The 18,709-nt window shown below is 71.4% G+C and carries 17 protein-coding genes; 6 read left to right on the top strand and 11 right to left on the bottom strand.

The window, feature by feature from the left end; genetic code table 11:
• Positions 1-19: 19 nt before the first annotated feature.
• Both Aut01nite_RS18390 and Aut01nite_RS18385 read right to left on the bottom strand, forming a co-directional pair.
• Positions 20-808, bottom strand: a complete 789-nt coding sequence (locus tag Aut01nite_RS18390; RefSeq protein WP_236642568.1) for an ArsR/SmtB family transcription factor — start codon at positions 806-808, stop codon at positions 20-22.
• A gap of 44 nt (positions 809-852) precedes the next feature.
• A complete protein-coding gene (locus Aut01nite_RS18385) occupies positions 853-1,311 on the bottom strand; it encodes a winged helix DNA-binding protein (protein ID WP_043523284.1) in 459 nt (152 codons plus the stop codon).
• Between the two features lie 83 nt (positions 1,312-1,394).
• Between Aut01nite_RS18385 and Aut01nite_RS18380 the strand changes: the two genes are divergently transcribed.
• Entirely contained in the window at positions 1,395-2,063 is a 669-nt protein-coding gene (locus tag Aut01nite_RS18380) for an HAD family hydrolase (protein WP_043523282.1), read from the top strand.
• Here Aut01nite_RS18380 and Aut01nite_RS18375 read toward each other — a convergent pair.
• A complete protein-coding gene (locus Aut01nite_RS18375; RefSeq protein WP_236642567.1) occupies positions 2,044-3,189 on the bottom strand; it encodes an alpha/beta hydrolase in 1,146 nt (381 codons plus the stop codon). The genes Aut01nite_RS18380 and Aut01nite_RS18375 overlap by 20 nt on opposite strands.
• 183 nt (positions 3,190-3,372) lie before the next feature.
• The gene (locus Aut01nite_RS18370) at positions 3,373-5,244 is read right to left on the bottom strand and encodes a serine/threonine-protein kinase (RefSeq protein WP_236642566.1); all 1,872 of its coding nucleotides are present in this window, start codon (positions 5,242-5,244) and stop codon (positions 3,373-3,375) included.
• Positions 5,245-6,537: 1,293 nt separating this feature from the next.
• On the opposite strand from Aut01nite_RS18370, the gene Aut01nite_RS18365 reads away from it, so the two are divergent.
• Positions 6,538-9,900, top strand: coding sequence for an ATP-binding protein (locus Aut01nite_RS18365; RefSeq protein ID WP_043523278.1), 3,363 nt, complete (start codon positions 6,538-6,540; stop codon positions 9,898-9,900).
• Here Aut01nite_RS18365 and Aut01nite_RS18360 read toward each other — a convergent pair.
• The 4 genes from Aut01nite_RS18360 to Aut01nite_RS18345 form a co-directional block, all read right to left on the bottom strand.
• Positions 9,884-10,618, bottom strand: coding sequence for an ABC transporter permease (locus Aut01nite_RS18360; protein ID WP_043523277.1), 735 nt, complete (start codon positions 10,616-10,618; stop codon positions 9,884-9,886). The two genes, Aut01nite_RS18365 and Aut01nite_RS18360, sit on opposite strands and share 17 nt — an antisense overlap.
• Complete coding sequence (locus tag Aut01nite_RS18355; protein ID WP_043523276.1) at positions 10,615-11,544, bottom strand: daunorubicin resistance protein DrrA family ABC transporter ATP-binding protein; 930 nt, start codon at positions 11,542-11,544, stop codon at positions 10,615-10,617. Before Aut01nite_RS18355 ends, Aut01nite_RS18360 begins: the two co-directional genes overlap by 4 nt.
• 57 nt (positions 11,545-11,601) lie before the next feature.
• Positions 11,602-13,284, bottom strand: coding sequence for a S8 family serine peptidase (locus Aut01nite_RS18350; protein ID WP_052163325.1), 1,683 nt, complete (start codon positions 13,282-13,284; stop codon positions 11,602-11,604).
• A 65-nt stretch (positions 13,285-13,349) separates the two neighbouring features.
• Positions 13,350-13,994: a DUF998 domain-containing protein gene (locus Aut01nite_RS18345; RefSeq protein WP_063958726.1), complete on the bottom strand. Its 645-nt coding sequence runs from the start codon at positions 13,992-13,994 to the stop codon at positions 13,350-13,352.
• Between the two features lie 25 nt (positions 13,995-14,019).
• On the opposite strand from Aut01nite_RS18345, the gene Aut01nite_RS18340 reads away from it, so the two are divergent.
• A complete protein-coding gene (locus tag Aut01nite_RS18340) occupies positions 14,020-14,616 on the top strand; it encodes a hypothetical protein (protein WP_043523381.1) in 597 nt (198 codons plus the stop codon).
• Here Aut01nite_RS18340 and Aut01nite_RS18335 read toward each other — a convergent pair.
• On the bottom strand, positions 14,601-15,470 hold the full coding sequence (locus Aut01nite_RS18335) for a hypothetical protein (RefSeq protein ID WP_043523275.1): 870 nt from the start codon (positions 15,468-15,470) through the stop codon (positions 14,601-14,603). The genes Aut01nite_RS18340 and Aut01nite_RS18335 overlap by 16 nt on opposite strands.
• 182 nt (positions 15,471-15,652) lie before the next feature.
• On the opposite strand from Aut01nite_RS18335, the gene Aut01nite_RS18330 reads away from it, so the two are divergent.
• On the top strand, positions 15,653-16,162 hold the full coding sequence (locus tag Aut01nite_RS18330; RefSeq protein ID WP_043523274.1) for a SigE family RNA polymerase sigma factor: 510 nt from the start codon (positions 15,653-15,655) through the stop codon (positions 16,160-16,162).
• Complete coding sequence (locus tag Aut01nite_RS18325) at positions 16,146-16,760, top strand: LytR C-terminal domain-containing protein (protein WP_083998558.1); 615 nt, start codon at positions 16,146-16,148, stop codon at positions 16,758-16,760. Before Aut01nite_RS18330 ends, Aut01nite_RS18325 begins: the two co-directional genes overlap by 17 nt.
• Before the next feature lie 45 nt (positions 16,761-16,805).
• On the opposite strand, the gene Aut01nite_RS18320 is transcribed toward Aut01nite_RS18325, so the two are convergent.
• On the bottom strand, positions 16,806-17,015 hold the full coding sequence (locus Aut01nite_RS18320; protein ID WP_043523379.1) for a putative antibiotic biosynthesis monooxygenase: 210 nt from the start codon (positions 17,013-17,015) through the stop codon (positions 16,806-16,808).
• Between the two features lie 5 nt (positions 17,016-17,020).
• Positions 17,021-17,962, bottom strand: coding sequence for an NAD(P)/FAD-dependent oxidoreductase (locus Aut01nite_RS18315; RefSeq protein WP_043523273.1), 942 nt, complete (start codon positions 17,960-17,962; stop codon positions 17,021-17,023).
• 119 nt (positions 17,963-18,081) lie between these two features.
• On the opposite strand from Aut01nite_RS18315, the gene Aut01nite_RS18310 reads away from it, so the two are divergent.
• Entirely contained in the window at positions 18,082-18,672 is a 591-nt protein-coding gene (locus Aut01nite_RS18310; protein ID WP_043523271.1) for a helix-turn-helix domain-containing protein, read from the top strand.
• The last annotated feature ends 37 nt before the right edge of the window (positions 18,673-18,709 follow it).

Genomic DNA, 18,709 nt, shown 5'->3' with positions numbered 1-18,709 from the left:
CGCACGGGCCTGCGCGCCGTCAGCCGGCGGCGCGCAGGTCCGCGTGCATCTCCCAGGGCGCGTGCGAGAGGACACGGCCGGTCTCCAGCAGGGATTTCAGGTTGGCCATCACCGCGGGCCAGCCGGCCGAGACGGCGGTGACGTCGTCGCCGGTCTGCAGGTTCTCGTGGGTGACGGTCAGCCGGACGATGTCGTGGAACGGCTCGATCAGGAACGTCACCGTGGTCGCCGCCGGCCCCGGCCCGGATCCGGCCTCCCCGAACGTCATCACGAGACGGGTCGGCGGCTCCGCCTCGAGGACGACGCCGCCCCCGTCGGCGTCCCCGGAGCCGTCGATGCGCCGGTGCTCCCAGGGTGAGCCGGGCCGCCAGTCGGAGACGTTGCTGTGCCCCCAGAACTCCCCGGTCAGGTCGGCCGAGGTGAGCGCCTCCCAGACCCGCTCGGGCGTGGCCTGGATGTAGGTCACGTACACGAAGGTCGGTTTCATCGGTGACTCCTCCGCATGCCGCCGGATCGCGTCGAGGGTCCGCAATCGCGGCTCCTCGAACGAGGCGACCCATCGCTGCTGCAACTCGTGGATCGGAACCGGATTGAGGTAGTGCAGTCGCTCCCGGCCGCGCCGGACCGTGCTGATCAGGTTCGCCTCGGCGAGCACGTCGAGGTGCTGGGTGACGGATTGCCGGGTCATGTCCAGGCTGCCGCAGAGCCGCCCGAGGGTCTGCCCGTTCGCCACGCGGAGACTGTCGAGCAGCCGCCGCCGTGTCGGATCGGCGAGCGCCCTGAACACCCTGTCCATGTCCCCGGCCATGACCAGCATTATGCAGTCATTCGACTGCCTTTCTCAAGCCGTCCTCAGGACCGCACGTTGGCGATCATCCGGCGGAGGACCTTCAAGGCCGTCACGTAGTCGGCGTCGTCGACCCCGTCGTGGATGCGGGCCCGGATCCCCAGAGCGAGCTTGCTGATCTTCAGCCGGGCCGCGTCCCCCGCCTCCGTGATGCGCCAGCGATCCGGGCCCTCGCGCGCGATCAGGCCCTGCGCGGCCAGCCCCGACGCCTCCGCGTCGAGGTCGTCCTCGGCCCGCAGATAGGTGCTCATCGCCTGCCGCAGCTCGGGGATCGTCCGGGCGGAACCGTCCGGCCACAGATCGCCGGCCGACAGATTGCGCAGGATCCAGAACTGCGGCTGGGTGAACCCCGCCTCGGCCTGCCGGGCGCGAGTGAAGGCGATCAACGCCTCGTACGCCATTCCGGTCCAGTAGGCGGCCGGCTGCCCGGCCAGCTCCTCGTCACTCAACTGATCGACACTCATGGACGCGACCGTAGAACCTCCAGCGCACTCGAGGTCAAGGCCGGCGCTACTGCCGGCGGCCGCCGGGCGGATAACCTCTAGGCATGATCAAGGCCGTCATCGTCGATGTGGACGACACGCTCTGCCTGACCGAGGCGACGTCGTTCGACCTGGAGAACGAGGTGCTGGCCGAGATGGGCCGGCCGCCGATGTCTCGCGAGCTGCACCTGGCCAACTGGGGCGAGCCGCTGCTGGAGGCGATGCCGAGACGCTCGCCGGGGCTGGATCTGGAGCGGTTCCTGCCGCTGTTCCACTCCACCATGCGACGGCACATCGCCGAAGGCCGCCTCGACGTGATCCCGCCGGAGAACCTGGAGGCCCTCGACCGGCTGGTCCTCTCCGGCCGCACCGTGATGCTGCTGACCTCGCGGGCCGAGGTGGAGCTGCGCCACATGCTGGAGCCCGATCACGTGCTGGCGGGCCGGATCAGCGGCGCCTGGCACCGGGACAACACCCGGCACGGCAAACCCGACCCCCGGGCCTTCGACGAGCTGCTCGCGCACACCGGGTTGTCGCCGGCGCAGTGTGTCTACGTCGGCGACTCGCCCGGTGACGCGGTCGCGGCGGGCGGCGCCGGGATCGCTTTCATCGCCTGCCTGCAGAGCGGTGTCCGCCGCCTCGACGAGTTCGATTCCCGTTACGTGACGGCGTCCGTCGACAAGTTCCCCCAGGTGGTGGAGGCGGTCGAGACGCTCAGCCGAATTCCAGGCTGACCCGGTGCTCGCTGGAGGGCCAGGCCGGCACCGGCAGCTTCGTGATGCCGCCCCCGCGCTCCCGGGCGACCACCGACACGGTGCGCGCCCCGCTGTGCCAGGACGGGATGAAGAGGTCCACCCCGGAGATGAACGTCTGGGCGATGAACTCGGGCAACGGCGCGGACAGGTCGCTCACCCCGTCGACGCCGTCGTCGAAGGCGAACACCCCGATGATGCGCCGGTTGTGCGGTGCCGTCGCCGGGTTCAGGACGTCCTGACCGTTGATCCACAGGTTGTCGCCCTCGCCGCCCCACCACTCCTTCTGCCGCTGGAAGGTGAGCGCGGTGTGCCGGTCGCTGGTGTCGACCAGGGCCCCGAGCCCTTCGCCCGGCCTGCTGGTGAGCAGCCGGACAAACGAGTCGGACCGGCGGAACGGCTCGAAGTAGAAATGGTGGGTGGCCTGCTCCGCCCGGATCAGGGCGAACTCGTACCGGTCGTGGGGTGACAGCGGGATCGGGCCGAACGTGCCGCCGTCACCGAGCGGGCCACGCCAGACCCGGCGGTCCCGGCCACCGGTCGACGCCTGGACCCGGTGAACCTCCAGCACCGCGTCGGTGACGCCGGCGTTGCTGGGGAAGAGGACCGCGCGCCCGGAGACGTGGGCGACCCCGGTCGGTGTCACCCGCGCGGAGGCGTCGCGGCCGCGCAGGAAACGGTGGATCTCGCGGAACGACTCGGCCGACGACACGGTCTGCGTGTGCGACTGGTCCGGGAAGTAGACGTTCGTCGCGCCCACCACCGTCCGGGCCGGATCACCCTCGCCCCAGATCGCCAGGGTCTCGACGCCGCCCGGCAGAGCCGCGGCGGGCCGGCCGTCCAGGTTGACGTAGTGGGCGACGCGGGCGGCCCGCTCCGGAGAGCTGTTGAGATAACCCTGGGTGACGTAAGTGCCGAGCGAATGCGCGAGCAGATCGACCCGGTCGGCACCGGAGGCGGCGAGCAGCCGTTCGATCCGGGCGTCCAGACCGGCGTACACCTGCTGGAGGATCGTGAGGATGTTCGGCGAATCGTACTCGTGCGCCTCGATGATCCCGATCGGATAGCCGTTGCCGGCCAGCCGTTTCGCCTGGATGCGGAACTGCATCGCGGAACCGGCGCTGCCATGGATGAAGATCACCGGCCGTGGTCGGGCTCGACGCCCAGCGGCGGCCGGCAGTGCGGGCGCAGCGGCGAGTGCGGCGCCCGCCGGTAGCACGATCAAACTTCGGCGAGTAATCCCCATCGACCCTCCCGATTGACAGTCATGATTATTGCACTATGACTGCCATTAGGTGAGCGAGGGAACCCCACCGGCACAAGTAACCGTCATCGTGACCACATCGCCGCCGTGCTTGAAGGTCACCGCCGGCGCTGCCGCCGGACCCGCCTGAACCGACTGCACCTTGTATGGTTTCGTCGCCGGCCAGGACAGAAGCCGGGCCGTGTCCGGCGCCGGGCAGATCGCCACGACCGTGCCCCCGGCCGAGGTGAAAGTCCGCTCGACCGGTGCGGCGGTCGTGGGCACGGTCGTGGTCGTGGTCGTGGCGGCAGCGGTCGGCGGAGTCGTCGCCCCGGCAGTCGTGGAGGTCACCGCGACGACCGGACTCGACGTCCGCGGCGAAGCGGCAGCGGCGGTCCGCGTCCCGGTCACCTTCCCGTCCGTGCCACCCGACCGGACGTTCACCGGAGCCTTCGCCGCACGCGACGGCGCCAGCGCCGACGCGGAAGGAGCCGTCACCATCTGCGCCGTGGCGTTCTCCGGCGCATCCTTCAACAGCAGCCATCCCCCGGCCGCGGCTCCGGCGGCCACCAGCACCGCCGCCATCGCCACCGCCGCCCACCGCCGCGCCGGCGGCCGTCCCCCGCCACCGTCGCCCTCCCCCGCCGATCCGATCCGCTCCAACATCACCCGTGTGCGCGCCCGCTCCGCAGCCCCGCCCGCGACCGGTCCGTCCGCCGCACCCGAAGCCGATCCACCAACCGGACCCGCAGCCGGACCGCCCGCCGCACCCACAACCGAACCACCAGCCGGACCCGAGACCGAACTGCTCGCCGCGTCCAGAACCGACCCACCAACCGGGGCCGAGACGGAACCACCGGCGCGGTCTTGGGCTGGTCCGGCAGCGGCGGCGGCACTCGATCCCGGGTCGACGGCCTGTGGCAGGGGCGCATCAAGGGGCGGGATCCGGGGAGGCGCCGAACCCGGCGGGCGTTGAAGCGGGCTGTACGGTTCGGTGCGCAGCCCTCGGACCAGGACAGTCGGCTCCGAGACGGCGACCGCAGACGAATGCGGCTCGTCCGCCACGACCCGCATGCCCGCCGCCTGCGCGAGCACCGCCGCCACCTCACGCGCACTCGGCCGGTCCCCCGGGTGCTTCGCCAGACAGCGATCGCAGAGCCGCGCCACCTCCTCCGGCACATCCGGCACATCCGGCAGCGCAGCCGCCGGCACATAGAGGTGCGCGTTCAGCATCTGCCGGGTGTTCTCGCTGCTCCACGGCGACCGCCCGGAGAACATCCGGTACAACACGACCCCGAGGGCGTACACATCGGAAGCCGGCACGACCGCGTCGGCGAGCAGCCGTTCCGGCGCCAGATACTCCGGCGTACCCAGCACCTCACCGATCACTTCCGGTCGCTCCGGCGAGACCGCCGCCGCGATACCGAAGTCCACCACCTTCGCCCCGGTCGGCGCGAGCATCACATTCCCCGGCTTGACGTCCCGGTGCACGAGCCCTTCCGCATGCGCCGCCGCCAGCCCCGCCGCGATCTCCGCACCGATCCGCATCCCGAACCGCGGGGCGAGCGGCCCCGCCGCCAGCCGCTCCCACAGCGTCCCGCCCGGCACCAGCTCCATCACGACGAACGGCAGCACCCCACCGGAACCGTCCACTTCGCCGTAGTCGTACACCTGCGCCACGTTCGGATGAGACAACGCCGCCGCCGCACGAGCCTCCCTGCGGATCCGATCCCGCGACCCGGCATCCCCGGCCTGCGACGGCGCCACCAGTTTGACCGCCACCGCCCGGCCCAGCACATCGTCATGCGCCTGCCAGACCACCGCCATCCCACCGGCGCCGATCGGCTCCATCAGCCGATAGCGCCCACCCAGCACCCGCCCCGCATAGGCCGTTTCATATTTCCCGTCGGAAACGTTCACCCCGGCATCCTGCCCCGATCACCACCAACCCGCAGCCCCACATCCACGGCTCCCGTCAAGACGTCCGCGCCCTTCTCCCGCTTCCCCCCTTGCTGGTACGGGCCACCGAACCGTTCCGGCCACGGACAACCACACGTCTCTCGCATCGGCAACCGACCGTGACCGGCTCCCCGGCGTGCAACGGCGGCTCGGCGTGCAACGGCGGCTCGGCGTGCAACGGCGACTCGGCGCTGAGGTGCCGGGTGATCGTGTCCGCGTCGAGCTCGACGATCTCGATCCGAACCGCGACATCGCTGACGACGGCGGCCAGAAACCCCCCGGCTGGCTCTCACACACGACATGCCCGCCCGACAGCCGGCGCCTACAGCGCTGATGGGACATCCCCCCCGTAGTCGACCTCGGATCGGCACGCTTGGGGGTGACCGCGACCGGTCGCCTCAGCCCGGCGGCCGCGTTTCGGCCGGGAGTGGGCAGCCACCTCGCGGAGGACAGGCTCGGGGCTGTTCGTGGCCCGTACGAAAGGGAGAGACGTAGCCGGAGGATAATCGCTTGCCGTGGCCCGGTGTGATCGCGTCGAATAGCGGCGTGCGTGAATCGGCATGGAAGCTGTTCGATCGGATGACGGCTGGACATGGCGGGGGCATGGCGTTCCCGCAGAGGTCTCGCCAGGTGAGCCGGACGATTCCGGATCTGTGGGCCGGGATTGCGGGACGTCAATTCGTTTGGCCAGCCGGACATGGATCCACCTGGTCGGCTGGACACGGATTCGTCTGGTCGGCTGGGCGGGGATTCGCCGGGGTCGCCGGGATCGCCGGGCACGAGAGGGCCGTGACGGCGGGCGATGTCGTGCCGCTGGCGGACCGGCTGCGTGTGACGGATCATGCGGCGGCCCGGACGAGAGGTCTCCGGCATGCGAGGCGTGGATCATGGCCGCCGCGGGACCGGACTCTCAAACGCGGACGCCTGCCCTGTCTGCGCCGCCGCTCCTGAACCGACGCGCGACGACCCACGAAAGCGTCAAACCCCACCGGAACCAGCGCCCGACAACCCACAAGCGCCAAGCCACCCCTGAACCGGCGCGACGACCCGCGGAAACGTCGAAGCACTTCCGAACCAGCGCGCGCCGAAGCGCGAAAGCGCCAAGCTGCTCCTGAACCCGCGCGGACGACCCACACGAGCGCCAAGCCACTCCGGCCCGGGGTGGGAAGGTACGCGAGGGCGTGTGGAGAAGCGCGGGACGACAGCGGGAAAGCACGGGAAATGATGAGGATTCATATGTGACAGACTCTGCGGGTGCAGATCGGGATGCTCGGGTCGTTCGAGGTTCGTGCGGACGATGGAACTCCCGTGGATGTGCCGGGGGCCAGACTGCGGGGCCTGCTGGTCGCACTCGCGCTGGAGACCGGGCGGGTCGTCCCGAAGGGGATGCTCGTCGACTGGATCTGGGGGGAGCAGCCACCTGCCGATGCCGCGAACGCTCTGCATCGGCTGGTGTCGCGGCTGCGCAAGGCGTTGCCGGACGGTTCGATCGAGGGGCACACCGACGGCTATCGGCTGATGGCGGAGCCGGACGACGTGGACGCGGTGCGGTTCGAGCGTCTGATCGCCGCGAGCAAGGGTCATCCGGATCGGGTGGGGCTGCTGCGGGACGCGCTCGCGTTGTGGCGGGGCGCGGCCATGCAGGATGTCGGTCTGCCGGACAGCGCCGCGTTCGGTGCGGCGGTCACCCGCCTGGAGGGGCTGCGGCTGACGGCGCAGGAGGACCGGTTCGACGCGGAGATCAATCTCGGTCACGGTGCGGATCTGGTCGACGATCTGACAGGTCTGGTGGCGGCGCATCCGGTGCGGGAACGGCTCGTCGCCGCGCTGATGCGGGCGCTGGGCGCGGCGGGGCGCGGCAACGAGGCGCTCGCCCTGTTCCAGCGCACCCGGGAGGCTCTGGCCGACACGCTTGGCGCGGATCCGTCGCCGGAGCTGTCGGCGTTGCACGTGGCGCTGCTGCGCGCCGCTTCGGGACGGCAGCACGAGGACCGGCGGACAAACCTGCGGGCGGAGTTGACCAGCTATGTCGGCAAGGAGGCCGATGTCGCGGCGGTCCGCGTCCTGGTCGCCGGGCATCGGCTCACCACGCTGATCGGGCCGGGCGGCTCGGGGAAGACCCGGTTGGCCACCGAGACCGCGCGGTCGATGCTGGACGATCTGCCGGACGGGGCCTGGCTGGTGGAGCTCGCGGCGATCGGCCCGGAAGGCAGTGGCCCCGGCGCCGGGCCGGCGAAACCAAGCGGCCCTGGCGAGTCAGTCGGATCCGGCCGCTCAGGCGGATCCGGTGGTTCAGACGGGTCCGGCGGCTCAGGCGGATCCGGGGGTTCAGGCGGATCCGGGGGTTCAGGCGGATCCGGCCGTTCAAGGGCAGCTGCCGATTCAGACGGGTCGGGCGATCCAGGTGGATCGGGCATTTCGGGCGGACTGGACGAGAGGAAGACGGCGGGGTCGGGGCCCGGGGATGTGGCGCAGGCGACGATCACCGGGCTGGGGCTGCGGGACGCGCTGATCGGTGAGGCGCCGCACGCGGATCTCACCGAACGCCTGATCACCGCGATCCGGGATCGAGACGCCCTGCTGGTCCTGGACAACTGCGAGCACGTGATCGAGTCGGCGGCGGCGTTCGCGCACCGGCTGCTCGGCGAGTGCCGGCGGCTGCGGATCCTGGCGACGAGCCGGGAACCGCTGGGCATCACCGGCGAGGCGTTGTGGCCGGTCGCGCCGCTGACCGTCCCGGACCCCGGCGACGATCCGGCCTCCTCCCCCGCCGTCCGGCTGCTGCGGGAGCGGGCGGCCGCCGTCCGTAAGGATCTCGTTCTCGACGACGCCGCGTGGGCGACGATGGCCCGGGTCTGCCGGGCGCTGGACGGTATGCCTCTCGCGATCGAACTGGCCGCCGCCCGGCTGCGCACCATGTCGCTGGAGCAGCTCGCGCACCGGCTCGACGACCGGTTCCGGCTGCTCACCGGGGGCAGCCGCACGGCGTTGCCACGGCATCGGACGCTCCGCGCGGTGGTCGACTGGAGTTGGGAGCTGCTCAGCGACGCGGAACGGTCGGTGCTGTGCCGGCTGTCGGTGTTCGCCGGTGGGGCGAGCCTGGAAGCCGCCGAGCGGGTCTGTGCGGGTGCGGACGACGTTCTCGATCTGCTCTCCTCGCTGGTGGAGAAGTCGCTGGTGGTGGTCGGTGGCGAGGGTGCGCCGCGTTACCGGATGCTCGGTACGATCAAGGAGTACGCGGCCCAGCGGCTCGCCGAGGCCGGCGGGTCGGAGGCGGCCCGCCGCGCCCATCTCGCGTATTTCACCGAGCTCGCCGAGACCGCCGACCCGCATCTGCGCCGTGGTGAGCAGTTGGAGTGGCTGGCCGTGCTGGCGGCCGAGCACGACGACATCGGTGCGGCGATGCGGGGCGCGCTGGCGGCCGGCGAGGCGGAACCGGCGATGCGGCTGGCGGCGAGGGCCGGCTGGTACTGGTGGCTGAGCGGGCACAAGGCCGAGGGCATCGAGCTGATCACCGCGGCCACCGAGATGCCCGGCGAGGTCGCCGACGAGATCCAGGCGTACGTGTACGCGCTGATCGTGCTGTTCGCCGGTTCGGGGCGGGCCGACGAGCGGCAGGCCGCGGAGTGGATCCACAAAGCAGCTGAGCTGACGCGGCGCAGTGATCTCAGCCATCCGATCCTGGGTCTGGTCGAGCCGCTGGAGCGCCTGCTGCGGGAGCCGTCGGAGTTCCTGCTCGCCTGGGAACCGCTTCTGGAGAATCAGGATCCCTGGGTACGGGCGCTCGCCCGCCTGCATCTCGGCAAGATGCGGGTGGCGGCCGGGCACGGCGGCCGGGACGCGGACGCGTACCTGGAGACGGCTCTGGCCGAGTTCCGGGCGCTGGGCGAGCGTTTCGGCATCTATTTCGCGCTGACCGAGCTGGCGGACCGGATCGCCATCCGTGGTGAGTTGGCGGCCGCCTGCGAGTACTACGACGAGGCGATCGCCGCGGTGAGCGAGGTCGGTTCGATCGAGGACGTGATCGAGATGCGGTCCCGGCAGGCGCTGTTGTTCCGGCGGATGGGCGATCCGGCGGCCGGCGCGGCGGCGATGGCCGACGCGGACCGGCTCGCGGCGCGGGTGAACTGGCCGGACGCGTTGTCGGAGCTGGCCCTGGCGAAGGCGGAACTGGCCCGCCTGGACGGTGACCTGGCCGAGGCCCGCCGGCAGCTGGACGCCGCGGTGTCGATGCTCGGCGGCAAGGCGGAGCAGGCGAACGTCCGGGCGCACCTGCACGACCGCAGCGGTTATCTCGCCGCCGACGTCGACGAGGCGCGGGCCCATCGGGTGGCGGCGTGTGCGGCGGCGGCCGAGGCCGGTCACACCCACATGGTCGCGATGATCGTGGTGGGTGTCGCTGATCTGGCGCTGCGCCTGGACCGGCCGGATCAGGCGGCGCGGCTGCTCGGCGCGGCGAACGCGGTCCGTGGCCTGCCGGATCGGTCCAGCGTGGACGCGGCCCGGATCGAGCAGGCGGCACGAAACCGCCTCGGCGACGCGGGGTTCACCGAGGCGGTTCGTCAGGGCGGTCAGGCCGACTGGCGGCAACTGACCGGGGTCACGCTCGCTTCCTGAACGTCGACGACGCCCAGAAGTAGCCGATCAGGGTGATCACGGCGCACCAGGCGACCGCGGCGACCAGGTCGGCGGTCTGCGGCGCGCCGTTGAGGAACCCGCGCAGGCTCTCGATGATCGGGGTGAACGGCTGGTACTCGGCGAACTGCCGGACGCCCTGCCCCATCATCTCGGCCGGGACGATCGCGCTGCTGAAGAACGGCAGCATGACCAGCGGCACGGCGGCCATGCCCGCGGTCTCCGGGGTCTTCGCCGACAGCCCGAGGGCGATGGTGAACCAGCCGGCCGCGATGGCGAGCAGCAGGACGATGCCGATCGCGCCGAGCCAGTCCAGGGCGCTCGCCGCCGGGTCGAAACCGAGCAGGAACGCCACCCCGATCAGCGCCGCGATGGCGATCAGGTTGGTCAGCACGCTCGACACGACGTGGCCGTTGAGGACCGCGCCGCGGGGCACGTCCATCACCTTGAAGCGGTTGATGATGCCCTTGGTCATGTCGGTGTTCACCGAGGTTGCGGTGGCGCCGAGCCCGTAGCAGACGGCCAGCAGGATCAGGCCTGGCGTCGCGTAGTCGATGTAGTCGACGCCGACGTCGAACGCGTCCCCGAACACGTAGACGAACATCAGCATCATCACGACCGGCATGAGCACCGCGTTGAAGATCGAGGTGGGGTTCCGGCGCAGGTGCTTGAGGTTGCGGCGGAGCATGACGAGGCTCATTCGGCGTCCACCTTCGTGTTGTGGCCGGTCAGGGCGAGGAAGACGTCGTCGAGGTCCGGGGTGTCCACGGCGAACTCGGTGGCGCTGAGGGAGTGTTCGTCGAGGCGGTTCAGCAGGGCCCGCAGCGACGTGGTGCCGCCGTCGCTGGGCACCCGCAGGGTCAGGCTCTCGTCGTCGCGGCCGGCGTCGGGGAACAGGCGCGCGGCCGCGTCGAGGTCGGCGGCGGCGGTGAACGCGAGCCGCACGTTGGTGCCGGGGACCTGCCGTTTCAGTTCGGCGGGGCTGCCCTGCGCGACGAGGCGGCCCTGGTCCAGCACGGCGATCCGGTCGGCGAGCTGGTCGGCCTCCTCCAGGTACTGCGTGGTGAGGAAGATGGTCACCCCGTCGGCGACCAGGGCCCGGACGATGTCCCACATGGTCCGCCGGCTGCGCGGGTCGAGGCCGGTGGTCGGCTCGTCCAGGAAGATGATCCGCGGGTCGCCGACGAGGGTCATGGCCAGGTCGAGTTTGCGGCGCATTCCGCCGGAGTACGTCGCCGCCGGTTTCGGGGCCGCCTCCACCAGGTCGAACCGTTTCAGCAGCTCGTCGACGGACCGTTTGCCACGGCCACCGTGCAGGTCGACCATGAGCTGCAGGTTCTCGCGGCCGGTGAGCAGGTCGTCGACGGCGGCGAACTGGCCGGTGACGCCGATCCGGGCGCGTACCGCCTTGGCCTCGGTGACCGCGTCGTGGCCGTCGATGCGGACCGAGCCGCTGTCGGCCCGCATCAGGGTGGTCAGCACGTTAACCGTGGTGGTCTTGCCGGCCCCGTTGGGGCCGAGGAGGGAGAAGATGGTGCCGGCCCGGACGTCCAGGTCGATGCCGTCCAGCACCACCGTCTTGGCGAAGGTCTTCCGGAGGCCGGAGACTTCGATCGCTGAGGTCATGCGTCGAAGATTCGCGGGCCGGGCTGACACCGGCCTGTCACGGCCCTGACACGGCCCTTACCGGGGCGACTTCACCTTCGTCGTGAGGGTCCGGGTGTTGCCGGCCCGGTCGGTGACGGTCACCGTGACGGGGTAGGTCGCGGCCCGCGGTGCCGTCCACTTCAGGGTCCACGGACTCGTGGTGGAGGTCAGGGTGACCTTCTTCGCGCCGTTGGTGACGACGGCCTTGACCTGCTGGACGCCCAGGTTGTCGCGGACCGCCGGGGCGATGGTGACGTTGCGTTTCCGTACCACCGTGGATTTGATCGTCGCGATGGTCGGGGCCGCGTTGTCCACCAGCAGGGCCCGGTTCGCGGTGCGGGTGTTGCCGGCCCGGTCGGTGGCACGCAGCGTGAGGGTCTGGGTGCCGTTGAGGCCGGCGCTGTCGAAACTCAAGGACCAGGGCGCGGCGGTGTCCGCGCCGATGACCTTCCCGGCGCGCAGCAGCTCCACCGTGGCGACGCCGGACGTGTCGGCGGCGGTCGCGGTGACGGTGATCCGGCCGCGGCGCGGTGTGCCGGACACCGCCGGCGACGACCAGGCGATCGTCGGCGCGGTGACGTCGGTGACCTTGACCGCTCGTACGGCGCCGTCGGCGTCGACCCGTCCCGTCGCCACGTAGGAACCGGCCGGGTCCGCGGTGGACTCGATGGCCGCCCGCACCTGCGCGGCGGTGGCCTGCGGGTTCGCCGACCGGACGAGCGCGGCGACACCGGCGACGACCGGGCCGGCCGACGAGGTGCCGGAGAACCAGACGTAGCTGCCGTCCTTCGACTGCGCCGCGTTGGTCCCGGGCGCCGCCACGTCCACCCAGGCGCCGTGGTTGGACCAGCTGTAACGGGCGTCGGTCTCGGTCGATCCCGCGACGGCGACGGCGGACGGGTAGGCGGCCGGATAGTTCGGCGTGCTGACGCCGTCGTTACCGGCGGAGGCGATCACGAGCACCCCGTGCGCGGCCGCGTAGGCGACGGCGTCGGCGAGGATCTGCGAACCGGCCGGCCCGCCCAGCGACATGTTGATCACGTCGGCGCCGTGGTCGACGGCGTAGACGATGCCCTGCGCGATGTCGTCGTGGCCGCCCTCGCCGGACCCGTTCATCACCTTGACCGGCAGGATCCGGCAGGTCCAGCAGAGCCCGGAGAAACCGGACCCGTTGTCGCCGGCGGCCGCGACCACCGAGGCGGCGGCGGTGCCATGACCGTGGTCGTCGGACGGGTCGGCGTCGTCGTTGACGAAGTCGTAGCCGGGCAGGACCCGGCCGGCGAGCTCGCTGACCGGGTTGACGCCGGTGTCCAGGACGGCGACGGTCACGTCCGCCGAGCCGGTCGTGACCTCCCACGCGGCCGGCGCCTTGACCAGGCGGTTGCCCCACTGCTGGGACTGGAGCGGGTCGTTCGGGGTCAGCATGATCCGCGCAACCGGGGTCTTCTCGACGTAGGCCACGCCGGGGTCGCCGGCGAGCGCGCCGGCGGCGTCACCGGTGACGGTCACGGTGACCGCGCCCAGCTCGGTGGCGGGCTCGCTGTCGAGCACCCGGACGCCCGGGGCGTCGTCCAGCGCCTGGACGGCCTCCGCGGCGGTCGTGCCCGGGTTCAGGCCGATGGTCACGGTGCTGGTGGCCTCCGCCGCGGCGGCGGGAGAGACGCCGGAGAGGGAGGCGGCGGTCAGCGCCGCGGCTACAGTCAGGGTTCGATACCGCACTCATAAAAGGTACGAAGATAGGACCTCTTACCACCTCGCCCAGTGAGCCGGGAAAGTCCGGCTCATCAAGAGACCGCCGTTTCTAAAGTAGGTCTTTTCGGCTGATCTTCGACGGCCCAACGGGCGAGCATCAGCACGGTCACCACCTCGGCCAGGCCCAGCAGCCGCTCCACGCCGCCCAGCGGGATGGCTCGCCACCAGCGAACCCCGGTCCACGGCTCGGACACCACCGCCCACAGAATGGGCAGGAAGCAGAGCAGCGAGATCACCCCGCCGATCGCGACCCATCGGGCCGGGCCGCCGTGGCGCAGGTCCGGCCGGGCGGCGAGCAGCGCGCCGATCGGCAGGCTGAGGAACGCGACGACGCTCGCCACCCGGTGCACGTCGCCGCTGATCGAGGGGCCGACCTGCCAGTCGTGCTTCTCGAACCAGACCACGCCGACCAGACCCGCCACCCACAGCGCCAGCGCGGCCACCGCTCCCCCGGTCAGCCGGGCGGTCCGGCGCAGGGCGGCCAGGATCGCGGCGGAACCGGCGGCCAGCAGCAGGACCGCGGCGTCGAAGGCCCAGCCGTTCGGCATCAGCGCGTACTGGCTGACGGTGCGGCGGGACCAGTCCAGGTCGGCGGACGGTGGCAGCAGGTGCAGCGACGCGAACAGCCCGAGAGAGGCGAGCACGCAGGCGACACCGAGACCGGCGAGGGCTTTCATCGGACAAGGGTGCCACGATGTTCCGGTGAACATTCTTGAGGTGGCGCTGGGCCTGCCGGAGATCGAGGAGTTGCGGCGACGGTCGCGGGCGCTGGCGATGTGCGACGCGATCCTGAGCCCCGAGTGGGAGTCACGCTATTACTCGTACGACTCCCGCTGGCGCCCAGGCGAACACATGGCGTCGATGCGCAACGGGTCCGGTGACGAGTACTCGATCGTGTTCTCGCCTGCCGGGGCCTACATCCGCGGGCTGGACCACGAGCGCGGCGCCGATCCGGGTCTCTTCGACGACGTGCCCGCCGAGTTCGCCGAGCATGTCCGCGAGCCCGCGTTCAGCTGGGGCGCCAACATCTGCTTCTGGCGGCGGAGCGGCGGCGACGTCTGGCACGGGCGGGGCCGCGACGACGTCGGCTGGCTGTTCGAACTGCTGATCGACGGGACACCGGCGGCTTACCAGGAGTTCGCCGAGGACTACTACGAGGAGGACGTGGACCTCGAGGCGGTCGCCGAGGTCTTCGCACTGCGGCCGCTCACCGACCCGCTCGTCAAGCGCCTCAACCCCGACGTGACCGTGGCGTACCTCGCCGACGACATCGCGGAGATCGGTTACCCGTTGCGATGATGCCGCTTCACGAAGGTGTAACCCGGCTCCAGGGTGAACCCGTCGATGTCCTCCTTCTCGATCGCCTGCTGGTGCAGGGTGAACTGCTTGCGTGAGGCGTGGGCGCCGGGCGGCAGGCGGCGGACGAAACCGTTGACCCAGTGGTCCCGGCGTTCGGCGCCGTCGCCGTGGCCCTCCCCGCCGGACCCCGGCAGCGGGGCCTCCTCGACGAGGGGCGCATAGAACAGCAGGTCGAGGTTCTCCTCGCCGTCGACTGCCGGATAGTTCAGCTCGCCGTCCGGGCCGGTGCTGCCGGGGACGCGGGTGACGTACCCCTCGCGGAGCAGCTGGTCGACGGCGTTGCGCAGCAGGAACGTGCCCTTCTTGCCCCGCCCGAGACCGCAGTGCGCCGGCAGCTCGGCCTCCGGGAAGGCGGCGCTGCCGTCGTCGAAGACCCGGCCCAGGCGGCGGACCGCGTTGAGCACCTGACCCCGGTTCGACAGCCCCGGATCGAACTCCCGGGTGATCACCGTCGGGTCGTAGTGGTGGTAGTAGTCGACGCCGTCCACCCGGATCGGCTCGTCCAGCGCCGTCGTCCGCAGCAGCACGTAGTCCTCGGCCGACTTCCACGAGACGCTCACCAGCACACCCGGGCGCGCGTCCGGCGGCCAGACGACGTCGGTGAGCCGCCAGCCCGGATCGAGCACGACCTCCGACTCGAACGTCTCCCGCGCCGGGGTGACACCCCGCACCCGATGGTCCAGCACCACCGTCACCGGGCCACGATCCTTCAGACTCTCGGCGAGATCCTCCGGCAGGGGGCAGACACCGTGCTCCAGATCCGCTCTCACCAGCGCGAACCGACTGTTCCTCACGCCCGGAAGAGTACCGGTTGACCTCAACAGGGCTTCAGGTCACGGGGGGTGTTCGAGCTGGTCCACGACCCGCTGCATCCGGCGCTGCGGGAAGGGAACCAGATTTCCCGGTGCCGCATGTAACCCGATGTCAGGCTGCGGTGTGTTCTCAGGTGTGCGAACACCGACGGGAAGCGGGAACCATGGCGGGTAAGGACAGCGCCGACTTCGACGCCTTCTACATCGCGACGGTCCGCCGTGTCGTGCTCTACCTGTACGCCGCGTGCGGGGACCGGGCCGAGGCGCAGGACCTGGCGCAGGAGGCGTTCGCCCGGGCCTGGCAGCACTGGTCCCGGATAGCTACGTACGACGACCCGGAGGCCTGGGTCCGGTCGGTCGCCTGGCGGCTGATGGCGAACCGGTGGCGTGGGCTGCGGCGCCGGCTGGCCGCCCGGTCCCGGCTGGGCCGCCCCGACGAGGCGATCGGCGGCCCGTCCCCGGACCGGGTCGCCGTCGTCGGGGCCCTTCAGAAGCTGCCGGCGGCGCAGCGGCAGGCCATCGCCCTGCACTACCTGCTCGACATGCCGGTCCAGGAGATCGCCACGAGCCTCGGCGTCCCGGGCGGAACGGTGAAGGCGCGGCTCTCGCGTGCCCGCGCGGCCCTCGGTGACCTACTCAGAGAACAGGAGACCAGCGATGTCACATCCGGTTGACGATCAACTGCAGAGTCTTGCCACCGAGGTACGCGACCTCACGGTGCCGCCCGCCGCCGAGATCCGCGCCCGTGGCAACCGCCGGGCCCGCCGGCAACTGGCCGCCGTGACCACGGCAGCCGGCGCGGTCGCCGTGGTCACGGCGGGTGTGGCGTTCGCCTGGCCGCAGCAGCAGCCCGCACCGCCGTCCATCACCCCGGCCGCGAGCAGCTCTCTCACCTGCGTGACCACCCTCCCGGACGCCCCGGCCGACGTCCGGGTCCAGGTGAACGGCGCCGCCGGGATCGCCGCGGAGACCGCCACGGAGCTGCGTGCGCGGTCCTTCACGGTGGTCGGCACCACGGCGATCTCCGGTCCCGCCGGGAAGACCGGTTTCGGGCCGCGCACCACGCTGTATTACGGCCCTCGGTCCATCGGCACGGCCACGCTGCTGCGGGCGGCGGTGCATGGCGAGGTGGACATGCGCTTCGAACCGCATCGGGACGACGACACGATCGAGTTGGTGCTCGGACGGGAGTTCACCAGGCTCGCCACCACCACTGAGCTCAACCAGGCGATGGCCGCCATCGGCGAGCCGACGGCGCCACCCGGATGCTGAACCCGTGTGGTGATCTATGGCGCACAGCGGCCGAGATCACCACGCTCAGAAGAGGCGGGCGCGGAGGCTCTGCAGGAGCGGCAGGAGGCCGTAGACGACGATCGGGACGGCGATCGTCGCCAGGACCAGCGTCCGGAGCACCATCGGGGTGTCCTGTAGCAGACCGCCGAGCAGAAGTTGCAGGACGACCAGGGTCGGGAAGACGGCGAGCCAGATCATGACGGCCATCTGGTGGCGGCTGGGACGATTCGGCATGGTGGTCACTCCTTGTTCGAGGCGGTGGCGAGGATGGCGGCGACCCGGCGTTCCTGGGCCGCGGAGAACGGGAGGGCGTCGCGTACGTCCTGCTCGACGAGGTCGGCGTGCAGGTCGATGGCGGCGGCGGATCCGGCGCCGGCCGCGGTGATCACCTGGGCCCGGGGGTCGACGGCGTTGCCGGCGGCCCACACGCCGGGGACGCTGGTACGCCCGGTCCGCTCGTCGACCACGACGGCGCCGAGGCCGGTCAGCAGGTCGTCGCCGGGCACGAGCCGGGGGCGGACGAACAGGGCGTGCGGGGCGACCACACTGCCCCGGTCCAGCTCGATTCCGGCGAACCGGTCGCCGTCGACGATCAGCCGGTTCACGATGCCGTCGACGACGCGGATGTCGCGGGCGGCGAGACGCCGGCGGTCGTCGCCGGTCAACCGGTGGGTGTGGGCGAAGAAGGCCACGTCGTCCGACCACTGCCGGACCAGCAGGGCGTGTTGGACCGCCTCGGGACTGCCACCGAGCACGCCGAGGGGACGGTCCCGGACCTCGTAGCCGTGGCAGTACGGGCAGTGCAGCACGTCCCGGCCCCACCGCTCGGCCAGGCCGGGGATGTCCGGGATCTCGTCACGCAGGCCGGTAGCGACGAGGATCCGGCGGGCCCGGAGCACGCTTCCGGAGGCGAGGCGGAGGGTGAATCCGGGAGTGATCGAGGTGACGGTGCCGGCGATCATGCGGACGCCGTACCCCGCGATCTCGGTCTTGGCGAGAGCCAGGAACTCGGCCGGCGGCATGCCGTCACGGGACAGGAAACCCTGCATGTGGGCGGCGGGCGCGTTGCGCGGGCGGCCCGCGTCGACGACCGCTACCCGGCGCCGGGCCCGGCCCAGCACCAGTGCGGCGCTGAGCCCGGCGGCCCCGCCGCCCACCACTACGACATCGTGTTCGTTCATGCCGCACACCGTGCGCCGGGCCCGGCCGGAGTGGCAAAGATCTTTGCTGTTTCCGCAACACGTCCCGGTTTCGGCAACAGGAGTTGCCGACGACGGGACGCAGCGGGTGGAATGGCGGCGTGGAAGAAGGCATCGCGGCGGCGCTCGCCGAGGTGGGGCCCCGGCTCCGCCGGCTGCGCACCCAGCGCAACATCACCCTGACCGCGCTCGCCGAGGTCACCGGCATCTCCAAGAGCACCCTGTCCCGGCTGGAGAGCGGCCAGCGCCGGCCCAGCCTGGAGCTGCTGCTGCCGATCGCGCAGGCGCACCGGGTGCCGATCGACGAACTGATCGGCGCGCAGCAGGTCGGCGATCCGCGGGTGCGTCTGGTGCCGCGCAAGGCGAACGGGCGGATCGTGCTGCCGTTGACCCCGCACGCCGGATCACTACAGGCCTGGAAGGTGATCATCCCGGCCGATCAGACCGAGCCGGAGCCGAAGACGCACGAAGGCTACGAGTGGCTCTACGTGCTGTCCGGGCGGTTACGGCTCGTCCTCGGCGACCACGATTTCGTGATCGGGGCCGGGGAGGCGGCCGAGTTCGACACCCGGCTGCCGCACTGGTTCGGCAGCACCGGCGAACACGCCGTCGAGATCATCAGCATTCTCGGGCGTCAGGGCGAGCGGATGCACGTCCGGGCGAGGCCGAAAGAGGCCAAGGACGCCGGATGACCGGCGCCGACGTGGTCCCGGCCGTCTCCTGTCGAGA

It is taken from the genome of Actinoplanes utahensis, assembly GCF_016862455.1.
GTDB classification, from domain to species: domain Bacteria; phylum Actinomycetota; class Actinomycetes; order Mycobacteriales; family Micromonosporaceae; genus Actinoplanes; species Actinoplanes utahensis.
The sequence above is the reverse complement of the archived record's forward strand: the minus strand, read 5'-3'. Positions and strand labels throughout refer to the sequence as shown.